9 protein-coding genes are annotated in these 8,140 nt (G+C 58.6%); 1 reads left to right on the top strand and 8 read right to left on the bottom strand.

Going from position 1 to position 8,140, the window contains the following annotated elements; genetic code table 11:
* Positions 1 to 131 precede the first annotated feature (131 nt).
* From msrQ to ACM6I6_RS12735, 6 genes are all read right to left on the bottom strand, one after another.
* Complete coding sequence (msrQ, locus tag ACM6I6_RS12760) at positions 132 to 752, bottom strand: protein-methionine-sulfoxide reductase heme-binding subunit MsrQ (RefSeq protein WP_323608701.1); 621 nt, start codon at positions 750 to 752, stop codon at positions 132 to 134.
* Positions 752 to 1,765, bottom strand: coding sequence for a protein-methionine-sulfoxide reductase catalytic subunit MsrP (msrP, locus tag ACM6I6_RS12755; protein WP_414919983.1), 1,014 nt, complete (start codon positions 1,763 to 1,765; stop codon positions 752 to 754). The genes msrQ and msrP overlap by 1 nt, the downstream gene beginning before the upstream one ends.
* A 63-nt stretch (positions 1,766 to 1,828) precedes the next feature.
* The gene (gene pssA, locus ACM6I6_RS12750; RefSeq protein ID WP_077185869.1) at positions 1,829 to 2,686 is read right to left on the bottom strand and encodes a CDP-diacylglycerol--serine O-phosphatidyltransferase; all 858 of its coding nucleotides are present in this window, start codon (positions 2,684 to 2,686) and stop codon (positions 1,829 to 1,831) included.
* 144 nt (positions 2,687 to 2,830) lie between these two features.
* Entirely contained in the window at positions 2,831 to 3,847 is a 1,017-nt protein-coding gene (gene ilvC, locus ACM6I6_RS12745) for a ketol-acid reductoisomerase (protein WP_007909969.1), read from the bottom strand.
* A gap of 45 nt (positions 3,848 to 3,892) precedes the next feature.
* Entirely contained in the window at positions 3,893 to 4,384 is a 492-nt protein-coding gene (ilvN, locus tag ACM6I6_RS12740) for an acetolactate synthase small subunit (RefSeq protein ID WP_003176102.1), read from the bottom strand.
* A gap of 2 nt (positions 4,385 to 4,386) precedes the next feature.
* Positions 4,387 to 6,111, bottom strand: a complete 1,725-nt coding sequence (locus tag ACM6I6_RS12735) for an acetolactate synthase 3 large subunit (RefSeq protein WP_274074595.1) — start codon at positions 6,109 to 6,111, stop codon at positions 4,387 to 4,389.
* Between the two features lie 397 nt (positions 6,112 to 6,508).
* On the opposite strand from ACM6I6_RS12735, the gene ACM6I6_RS12730 reads away from it, so the two are divergent.
* Positions 6,509 to 6,928: a DUF4124 domain-containing protein gene (locus ACM6I6_RS12730; RefSeq protein WP_323608702.1), complete on the top strand. Its 420-nt coding sequence runs from the start codon at positions 6,509 to 6,511 to the stop codon at positions 6,926 to 6,928.
* A gap of 118 nt (positions 6,929 to 7,046) precedes the next feature.
* On the opposite strand, the gene ACM6I6_RS12725 is transcribed toward ACM6I6_RS12730, so the two are convergent.
* Complete coding sequence (locus tag ACM6I6_RS12725; RefSeq protein ID WP_154910693.1) at positions 7,047 to 7,382, bottom strand: YqcC family protein; 336 nt, start codon at positions 7,380 to 7,382, stop codon at positions 7,047 to 7,049.
* Positions 7,382 to 8,134, bottom strand: coding sequence for a tetratricopeptide repeat protein (locus ACM6I6_RS12720; RefSeq protein WP_274074593.1), 753 nt, complete (start codon positions 8,132 to 8,134; stop codon positions 7,382 to 7,384). Before ACM6I6_RS12720 ends, ACM6I6_RS12725 begins: the two co-directional genes overlap by 1 nt.
* Positions 8,135 to 8,140: the final 6 nt, after the last annotated feature.

Genomic DNA, 8,140 nt, shown 5'->3' with positions numbered 1-8,140 from the left:
CGCGCCTCGATGAACTGAAGCAACCTGCTGTCAAAACTGCGTAACTCATTGTTTACCAAGGAGTTTTCCGTTTCGACTGCGCCGGAAGTGGGGCGAATTATAGGCTTCCAGAATCTGCCGTCAACCACTAATTAGGCCTTTTTGGCAGAAGTGCCCTTTTTAGCCACCAAACGCGGGATTCGACGCGCCAGGGGCGGCAGCCTCAGCACTAACAACAGCGCACCTATGGACGCATAGATCGCCCACTCCTTCAGATCGGCACGCACGATCCAGAGCATGTGCAGCAATCCGAGCACCAGAATCAGATACGCCAGACGATGCAGCTTCTTCCAGCGCACGCCCAAACGCCGCTGACTGTAGCGATTGGAAGTGCACGCCAACACCAGCAAACACAAAAAGCCCAAGGCCCCGACAATGATGTACGGACGTTTGCGCAGCTCCACACCCAGCTGCGACCAGTCGAACCCAAGGATGAACGCAAGGTAGGCGCTCAAATGCAGGACGACGTAAGCGAAACACCACAACCCCAGTTGCCGCCGGACAGCTATCCACCCGGCCCAACCCGTGAGCTTTTGCAGCGGCGTCATGCTCAATGTGATGAGCAACAGAACAAGCGTCCCCAACCCCAACCGGTCCACCAGCACCTTGCCAGGATCTGGCCCCAGTGCATCCTGCCAGGCCTGGTCCAACCACAGCAGCGGCCACACCATTGCACTCACGAAAACCGCTGTACGCCAGAGCGGATGGCGCATCAGTAATTCTTCCGCAGATCTAGCCCTGCATATAAAGAAGCGACTTCATCCGCATAGCCGTTGAACATCAGCGTGACGCGTACATTCGGCTTGAACAGGCCACTGGGCAATCGACGCTCGCGCGCCTGAGTCCAGCGCGGGTGGTCAACCGTAGGGTTCACGTTCGCGTAAAAGCCGTACTCGTCGGAGGCAATGCTCTGCCAGGTGGTTTCAGGCTGCTCGCTCACCAGGCTTATCCGGACAATGGACTTGATGCTTTTGAACCCGTATTTCCATGGCACCACCAGACGCAGGGGCGCCCCGTTCTGATTCGGCAACTCTCGCCCGTACATGCCCACCGCCAGTATTGCCAGTGGGTTCATGGCTTCATCCAATCGCAGCCCTTCTACATAAGGCCAGTCGATCAAGGCGAACCCGGACCGTTGGCCTGGCATGCTCTTGGGATCCTGCAGGGTTTCGAAGCGGATGAATTTGGCTTTTGACGTAGGTTCCACCTGTTTGAGCAATGCCGAAATCGGGAAACCGATCCATGGAATCACCATCGACCACGCCTCCACGCAGCGCAGACGGTAGATGCGCTCTTCCAACTGATAAGGCTTCATGAAGTCTTCCAGCGCATACCGCCCAGGCCGGCCCACCTCCCCGTCCACGACCACGGTCCAGGGTTGGGTCTTCAGTGCGCCAGCGTTGGCAGCCGGGTCGCCTTTGTCTGCGCCGAACTCATAGAAGTTGTTGTAGTGCGTGGCGTCCTTGAACGGGGTGATTGCCTCATCCTTGACGGTGACGGCGCCCCACTGTGTGGCAGGAAGCTTTTCGGCAAACCAGGACGGTGCCTTGCCAGGCTCGACATCCGGGTAACGCGCCGCTTCATCGGCCACAGCCCATCGAGGCAGACTGCTCACGGCCAATCCGGCCACGGCCGCACCCAAAACATTGCGTCGAGAAAGGTAGAGGGATTCAGGCGTGACGTCCGACTCATGGCAGTCGGACGCTTTTGGGACTTTGATCAGCATGGCTACTCCGCAGCATTGGAGAACAGACGCACCAACGTACTGCGGAGTATGAGGGAAATTACATCACTCGGCGCTTTTGCGCCGACGAAGATGTAACAGGTATTGCACGGGACCTGAGGCTGCGTAGCCGAGGAATACCAGGAGCAGGATACGCGGCGGATCACTGAACACGACTGCAAACACCAGCACCACGGCGAGGATCGCCACGAAAGGTACGCGCCCCTTCAGATCCAGTTCCTTGAAGCTGTTGTACTTGATGTTGCTGACCATCAGCATGCCGGCCGCCGCAACCATCAGCGCCACCAGGAAGGACATCTTCGAACCCTGGATGCCGTAATCGCTGAACGCCCAGACTATCCCCGCCACCACACCGGCTGCGGCCGGGCTGGCCAGACCGATGAAATAGCGCTTGTCGGCGGTACCGACCTGGGTATTGAAACGCGCCAGGCGCAACGCCGCGCCCGCTACATAGATGAAGGCGACCATCCAGCCAACCTTGCCCATGTCGCCCAGGGCCCAGCCGAAGGCGAGCAATGCCGGTGCCACACCAAAGGCGACCATGTCCGACAGTGAGTCGTACTCGGCACCGAAGGCGCTCTGGGTATTGGTCATGCGCGCAACGCGACCGTCGAGGCCGTCGAGCACCATGGCCACGAAAATCGCGATGGCGGCAAAGGCGAAATACTTGCTCGCACCGATCGAGTCACCGGCGCTCAAGGCAGCCTGTGCACTCATCGAGTTGATGATGGAATAGAAACCGGCGAACAGGTTCGCCGTGGTAAACAGATTCGGCAGAAGATAGATACCACGATGCCGGACTTTACGGCCTTCAGCGTCATGCCCTTCTTCGACATGTTCATCGATGGGCAGCAGGCTTTCGGCGTCAGAGGCCTGGTTTGGCTCTTCGGGACGTTCGCTCATGGACATTACCTTGCAACGGGGTGGAAAGTTTCGACAGGTGTCTGGGACGACGGTTCGACCGCAAACGATGCAGCTTTATACCAGAACCAGCCCCCCAAACGAAAAAACGCGGCCTAAGCCGCGTTTTTCGTACAAGAGCTCGACTTAGTTCTTGGCTTTGTCGACGATCTTGTTGGCACCGATCCACGGCATCATGGAGCGCAGTTGCTCGCCGATGACTTCGATACCGTGCGCGGCGTTGTTACGACGCTTGGCGGTCATCGAAGGATAGCCGGTAGCGCCTTCGCTGATGAACATCTTGGCGTATTCGCCGTCCTGAATACGTTTCAGGGCGTTGCGCATGGCCTGACGGGATTCGGCGTTGATGACTTCCGGGCCGGTCACGTACTCGCCGTACTCGGCGTTGTTGGAGATCGAGTAGTTCATGTTGGCGATACCGCCTTCGTACATGAGGTCAACGATCAGCTTCAGTTCGTGCAGGCACTCGAAGTAGGCCATTTCCGGCGCGTAGCCAGCTTCAACCAGGGTTTCGAAACCGGCTTTTACCAGTTCAACGGTACCGCCGCACAGAACGGCTTGTTCGCCGAACAGGTCGGTTTCGGTCTCGTCCTTGAAAGTGGTTTCGATGATGCCGGTACGACCGCCACCCACGCCAGCTGCGTAGGACAGTGCTACGTTTTTAGCGTTGCCCGAAGCGTCCTGGTAGATCGCGATCAGGTCAGGGATACCGCCGCCTTTGACGAACTCGGAACGCACGGTGTGGCCTGGTGCCTTCGGCGCGATCATGATCACGTCGAGGTCAGCGCGTGGCACTACCTGGTTGTAGTGGATCGCGAAGCCGTGGGAGAAGGCCAGGGTGGCGCCTTTCTTGATGTTCGGCTCGATTTCGTTCTTGTACAGGGAGGACTGGAACTCGTCCGGGGTCAGGATCATGACCAGGTCGGCAGCAGCAACGGCGGAAGCAACGTCAGTCACTTTCAGGCCGTGGGCTTCAGCCTTGGCAACGGTGGCCGAGCCTTTGCGCAGGCCAACAGTCACGTCAACACCGGAGTCTTTCAGGTTGCACGCTTGAGCGTGGCCCTGGGAACCGTAACCGATGATGGCAACTTTCTTGCCCTGGATGATCGACAGGTCGCAGTCTTTATCGTAGAAAACTTTCATGAATTTCCCCTATATCAGGCCGTTCAGGCCATTCGCTAATTTGGTTTAGATGCTGAGTACTTTGTCGCCGCGGGCGATACCGGTGACGCCACTGCGGACGGTCTCCAGGATCGAAGCGGTGCCAATGGACTGGATGAAGCTGTCGAGCTTGTCGCTGGTACCGGTCAATTGAACGGTATACACGCTGGCACTGACATCGACGATCTGTCCACGGTAAATATCGGTGGTGCGCTTGATCTCGGCGCGCTGGGCGCCGGTGGCCTTGACCTTGACCAGCATCAGTTCGCGCTCGATGTGAGCACTTTCCGACAGGTCGACCAATTTGACCACTTCGATCAGCTTGTTCAGGTTCTTGGTGATCTGCTCGATGACTTCATCGTGACCCACGGTGGTCAGCGTCAGACGCGACAGGGTCGGGTCTTCGGTTGGCGCCACGGTCAGGCTTTCGATGTTGTAGTTGCGCTGCGAGAACAGGCCGACTACACGAGACAAAGCGCCAGGTTCGTTTTCCAGAAGCAAGGAAATAATGTGCCGCATGATTAAGTACGCTCCGTCTTGCTCAGCCACATATCGCGCATGGAGCCGTCTTTGATCTGCATCGGGTAGACGTGCTCGCTGGTGTCGACCGAAATATCGATCACCACCAGGCGATCTTTCATGGCGAACGCCTCTTCCATCTTCGACTTCAAATCTTTCGAATCGGTAATGCGCACGCCAACGTGGCCGTAGGCCTCTGCCAGCTTGACGAAATCAGGCAGCGATTCCATGTAGGAATGAGAGTGGCGGCTGCCGTAGCTCATGTCCTGCCACTGGCGAACCATGCCCAGCACACCGTTGTTCAGGATGACGATTTTTACCGGCAAACCGTATTGCAGGCAGGTCGACAGTTCCTGAATGTTCATCTGGATGCTGCCCTCGCCCGTTACGCAGGCGACGTCGTCATCCGGAAAGCTCAACTTGATACCCATGGCCGCCGGGAAACCGAAGCCCATGGTGCCCAGGCCACCGGAGTTGATCCAGCGGTTCGGCTTGTTGAACTTGTAGTACTGCGCCGCGAACATCTGGTGCTGACCCACGTCGGAAGCAACAAAGGCATCGCCCTTGGTCACTTCGCACAGGGTCTCGATCACCGCTTGCGGCTTGATGACACTGCCGTCGCCCTTGTCATAAGGGAACAGGCCGCGGTCACCGCGCCACTCGTCGATCTGCTTCCACCAGCTGGCAACGGACTCCTTGTTCGGGGTCTCGCCGATTTCCTTGAGGATCGCGACCATTTCGGTCAGGACGCTCTCGACCGGACCCACGATAGGCACATCGGCCTTGATGGTCTTGGAGATCGAAGCCGGGTCGATGTCGATGTGAATGATCTTGGCGTTCGGGCAGAACTTCGATGCGCCGTTGATGACGCGGTCGTCGAACCGTGCGCCGACGGCCAGGATCACGTCAGCATGGTGCATCGCCAGGTTGGCGGTGTAGCTGCCGTGCATGCCCAGCATGCCGATGAACTGACGGTCGGTGCCAGGGAAACCGCCCAGGCCCATCAGGGTATTGGTCACTGGCAGGTTGAGCATTTTCGCCAGCTCGGTCAGCGGCGCGGAGCCGTTGCCGAGAATCACGCCACCGCCCGAATACATCACGGGACGCTTGGCCGCCAGGAGCATTTCTGCCGCCTTGCGGATTTGCCCCGAGTGGCCGCGAACGGCCGGGCTGTAGGAGCGCAGCTTGGCTTTTTTCGGGAAGATGTATTCGAACTTCTCGGCCGGGTTGGTCATGTCTTTCGGGATATCGACAACGACAGGACCAGGACGACCGGATTGCGCCAGGTAGAAGGCTTTCTTCATGACTTCCGGGATTTCCGACGCGTGCTTGATCATGAAGCTGTGTTTCACGATCGGCCGGGAGATACCGATCATGTCGGTTTCCTGGAAGGCGTCGGTACCGACCATGGTGCTCGGCACCTGGCCGGAAATCACCACCATCGGAATGGAGTCCATGTAGGCCGTGGCGATACCGGTGATGGCGTTGGTCGCGCCCGGGCCGGAAGTCACCAGTACCACGCCGGCTTTACCGGTGGCACGGGCGTAGCCGTCAGCCATATGGGTCGCGGCCTGCTCGTGACGAACCAGGATGTGGGTCACTTCCGGTTCTTTGAACAGGGCATCATAGACATGAAGAAGAGCACCACCCGGGTACCCGTAGATATATTTGACGCCTTCGTCACGCAAAAAGCGGACGAGCATCTCACCGCCAGATAAAAGCTCCACGTTGTTCACCTCTAAAACGCCAGAATACCGCCCACAAAAGGGACGGGTCTTAATAGGTTTACTTCTCAGCAGAGCATGAGCGACGGTGGTCGCCGACTACGTCAGCACTGACTGAGCAAGTATTGGGATCGTCCCAAGTGTTGCGGGCCTTTCCCACCCAGCGCGAGGTAACGCGTTGCGGGTGTAACAGGTCGGCGCGGATGTGCGCCTCATGATCTGCCGAGTGGGTCTGCTTCTGGCAGTCCCTCTACAGCGGACTTTGGATTCTTCTGTTTCGTCCCCTGCAAGTCAAGTCGTCTATGAGGTTTATTCTACTAACCACATGAGAACGCAAGAAAAAACCTGTAAACCTCCAGTGTGTTAGCTTCAATTGCGCAACTTTTGACTAGGAATTGGCATGCGTACGCACTTCTTCATCGCCGGCCTGATGGCCGCCCTCAGCCCGCTGTCCCTGGCCGCGCAAATTTACCAGTGGGTCGACGCCCAGGGCGTTACCCATTTCGATGCGCAACCGCCCAGGGATCAGCCAGCCACGACCCTCGTCACGCCCGCCTCCTCTGGAAAATCGGGTACCGCCGCACAGAGCGGCGCCATTGGTGACCAACAGGCGATCGACAAGTCGGTGAAGCAGCAGGTGGCCGAGCAACAGAATCAATTGAGGGCTTTCTGCGAACAGGCACGAACCAACCTGGCGCAGTTGCAGAATAATCCGCGCTTGAGAGAGGAAGTGGATGGTCAGATGCGGCGTCTGGATGACTCCCAACGCCAGGAGCGCATCGGCGAAACGCAGAAACAGATTGCCGACAACTGCATGTAGGAGCTGTCTCGTGGAACGAGGCTGCGATCTCTTGATCTTTGAAAAGATCGCAGCCTCGTTCCACGAGACAGCTCCTACAGGTTCCCGCAGGCACCACAGGTTCCGACGAAGGGGCGGGTTAGCGGGAGGCAGTGATCAGTTGATCGAACTCTTTGAGCAACACCTGCAGCTGACGATCCCGGCCCTGGACATTGCGTCCGGCGAAGACCATTTCCGCCATTTCCTGGATGCCCGATGCGTTCGGCAATGGCAGGTCCTGCTCGAGGATCATCTTCATGCGCGGCAGGAAGATCCATTGCAGCCACTGCTCGAAGTCCAGTGTATCGACCGAAAACGGCTCAACACTGGACAGCGCTTCAGCGGAGGGTGGAACTTCGTCCCACCACCCTTGCACGCGCAATTCACGCTCGATCAGCAGTAGCTGATCGGCGATTTTTAGAAAGCGTGCATCCATTACGACGTGACCTTGGCTTTCTGACGAGCCAGTGCCGCGCCCGAGGAGTCGCCCTGCTTCTCACGCGCCTGGGCGATCAGTTCCCACAGGCTGGCTTGAAGTGCCGGACGGCCGTTGGCGAAGGTCAGGCCACGGCGGGCAAATTGCTCGGCTTGCGGCGCATCGCCTTGGGCCATGCGCACTTGTGCCAGGCGATACAGCACTTGCGGCTCACGCGGGGCCACACGCTGGGCACGTTCGAGGCTGGACGAAGCGCCATTGAGGTCGCCGCTGGCCTGTTGTTGCTGAGCGGTGGTCAACAGGGCCAGTACCGGACCGTCCAGTTGCTCGTCGGCGGACAGGCCACCGGAACTACTGGCCGACGGAATACCGCTCGGCGTCGACGGCATGCTGTAGCTGCCCTGATTGACCGGTGCCGACTGTACAGGCGACGTGTCGATCGGGCCTGGCGTTATTGGTCCTGGAGTAATGGGCCCCGGAGTAATTGGACCAGTGCTGATCGGTGCCGACGCCACCGCACCACCACCTGGCACCATCACGACCACACCGGTATCGCCTTGTGGAATCTCCTGAGGCCTGGACTGCACAGGACGTTGCACCGTCGTCTGACGGTATCCGCCGTTCGCCGATACGCGCTCGCTGTTGGAAACCCTGGTGCCGGAGTCCTCCACCGGAATCGAGCCGCGCTGCACCGTGGAGCAGCCGCTGAGCAAAGCCACGGCGGTAACCGCTGGAATCAACCACTTGTTCACTTGAAA

Origin of the sequence: Pseudomonas sp. IT-P218, from assembly GCF_949767605.1 — a bacterium.
Lineage (GTDB): Bacteria > Pseudomonadota > Gammaproteobacteria > Pseudomonadales > Pseudomonadaceae > Aquipseudomonas > Aquipseudomonas putida_AE.
This window is presented reverse-complemented; position numbering and strand designations above follow the sequence as displayed.

Bases quoted from the DNA above. Each gene is read 5' to 3' on its own strand.
- msrQ (WP_323608701.1), bottom strand. From the start codon at position 752: ATGCGCCATCCGCTCTGGCGTACAGCGGTTTTCGTGAGTGCAATGGTG.
- msrP (WP_414919983.1), bottom strand. From the start codon at position 1,765: ATGCTGATCAAAGTCCCAAAAGCGTCCGACTGCCATGAGTCGGACGTC.
- pssA (WP_077185869.1), bottom strand. From the start codon at position 2,686: ATGAGCGAACGTCCCGAAGAGCCAAACCAGGCCTCTGACGCCGAAAGC.
- ilvC (WP_007909969.1), bottom strand. From the start codon at position 3,847: ATGAAAGTTTTCTACGATAAAGACTGCGACCTGTCGATCATCCAGGGC.
- ilvN (WP_003176102.1), bottom strand. From the start codon at position 4,384: ATGCGGCACATTATTTCCTTGCTTCTGGAAAACGAACCTGGCGCTTTG.
- ACM6I6_RS12730 (WP_323608702.1), top strand. From the start codon at position 6,509: ATGCGTACGCACTTCTTCATCGCCGGCCTGATGGCCGCCCTCAGCCCG.
- ACM6I6_RS12725 (WP_154910693.1), bottom strand. From the start codon at position 7,382: ATGGATGCACGCTTTCTAAAAATCGCCGATCAGCTACTGCTGATCGAG.